This window comes from Micromonospora sp. ATLC20, assembly GCF_057196585.1.
The window spans coordinates 1-1,844 of sequence record NZ_JBXUOV010000362.1 but is presented as its reverse complement, the minus strand read 5'-3'; the positions used below and the strand labels follow the sequence as shown (position 1 = coordinate 1,844).

The following is a 1,844-nucleotide window of genomic DNA, read 5'->3' as shown; positions in this document are numbered from 1 at the left end:
GCCGTTCGGCGCGGCGTAGATCGCCCCGCCGGCCGGCGGCGGCGTGGTCGGTGGCGGCGTCGTCGGCGGCGGGGTGCTCGGGGGCGGGCTGCTCGGCGGGGCGCTGGTCGGCGTACCGGTGGTCGGGGTGACCCCGCCGGTGCAGGTGACGCCGTTGACGGCGAACGCGGTCGGGACCGGGTTGCTGTTGTTGTTCCAGGTGCCGTTGAAGCCGAACGACGTGCTCGCGTTGGTGCCCAGGCTGCCGTTGTAGCTGACGTTGGCGGCCCGCACCGAGGCCCCGCTGGCGGTGATCTCGGCGCCCCAGGCCTGGGCGACGGTCTGACCGGCGGCGAAGGTCCAGGTGACGGCCCAGCCGTTGAGCGGGTCGCCGAGGTTCGTCAGGTTGACGTTGGCGGTGAAGCCGCCGCCCCACTGCGCGGTGACGGCGTAGTCGACGCGGCAGCCGGCGGCCGCCTGCGCGGCGGTCGCGCCGACGGCCAGGCCGGACGCGGCGAGCGCGGCCGTCGCCGCGGCGGACGTCCACAGCACCGTACGGCGGTGTCGGTTGATCATGCTGGTCTCCTGCGGGTGGTGGTGCCGTGCCCCCACCGGCACCGATGCCCGGTCGGTGTCGGGGACGGGCCTTGATACCCGGACGGCCGTGCCACGAACGCTCACGTCTCCCGCGCAGTAAGCGCTTTCAGCGCAGCCTAACGATGGACGTCGATGTGGTCAAACCTCGGCCCGCACTGAACGATCCCGCCGCGCCGTCCGTATCCACTGCCGACCGGAACATCGGCCGGGACCGCGATGCCGGAGCGGGCACGAGCACGATTCCTCCAGTCGTCACTTCGCACCGTGGAGACGGGGCGGCACCCGCCGCGCCGGTCCTCCCGGTCAACCAGAGGAGAGGTGCATGGCCAGGGGTACGCGCAAGACCGCGGTCCTGAAGCTCGGCGGGGTGGGCGCCCTCGCGGCGCTGTTGTTCGCCGGCGGACTGCAACTGGCGTCGGCGGGCGAGAACAACCGCCCGGCCACCACCACCGCCGCCGCGCAGACCGTGAACTGCCCGACCGTACGCGACAAGCTGCCCGCCGTCCCCGCTGCGGCGTCGGCCCAGGTGGAACAGGAACTGGCCAACCTGGACCAGGAGATCGCCCGGCAGAACGAGCGGCTGGCCCGGCAGGCGGTACGCCCCGAGGGCGGCCCGGCGTTCATCGACAACGCCATCCTCGGCCCGCTGCGCAGCAAGCGCGTCGCCGTGCTCGACCGCATCGAGATCGCCTTCAACCGGATCGGCGCGCAGCGGCCGGACCTGGACGCGTTGGCGGCCTGCTCGCTCAACGCCCCGGGCGTCCCGAGCGCCGTAAACGGCGGTGCCGGCCAGAACGGTTCCGGCCAGAACGGCAACGGCAACGCCGGCGGGCAGAACGGCAACGGTCAGAACGGCAACGCGGGCGGCCAGAACGGCAACGCCGGTGGCGCGGCGCGGACCGTGAACTGTCCCCGGGTGGCGCTGCCCGCCGTCCCGGCGGCGGCCGCGGGCCAGGTGCGGGCCGAACTGGCCACGCTGGACAAGCAGATCGCCGAGGCCGACGCCCGCCTGGCCCGCCTCGCGGTACGCCCCGAGGGCGGCCCGGCGTTCATCGACAACGCCATCCTCGGCCCGCTGCGCAGCAAGCGCGTCGCGGCGCTCGACCGCATCGAGATCGCGTTCAACCGGGTCGGCGCGCAGCGACCGGACCTGGACGGGTTCGCCACCTGCGGCCTGAACTGACCGGCCACTGTCGCGGCCGCGGGGGGGGGCGCCCCGCCGGCGGCGCGGGGGGGGCCCCACGCCGCCCACCCCGCCCCCGCGGCGG

At 74.8% G+C, this 1,844-nt stretch carries 2 protein-coding genes; one reads left to right on the top strand and one right to left on the bottom strand.

What is annotated here, in order from left to right:
• Nucleotides 1-555 (bottom strand): cellulose binding domain-containing protein (locus AC2CHG_RS31275; protein WP_484526198.1); only part of this gene is annotated, 555 nt, incomplete at its 3' end.
• Nucleotides 556-898: 343 nt separating this feature from the next.
• On the opposite strand from AC2CHG_RS31275, the gene AC2CHG_RS31270 reads away from it, so the two are divergent.
• Nucleotides 899-1,759, top strand: coding sequence for a hypothetical protein (locus AC2CHG_RS31270; RefSeq protein WP_262014234.1), 861 nt, complete (start codon nt 899-901; stop codon nt 1,757-1,759).
• Nucleotides 1,760-1,844 lie beyond the last annotated feature (85 nt).

Bases quoted from the DNA above. Each gene is read 5' to 3' on its own strand.
- AC2CHG_RS31270 (WP_262014234.1), top strand. From the start codon at position 899: ATGGCCAGGGGTACGCGCAAGACCGCGGTCCTGAAGCTCGGCGGGGTG.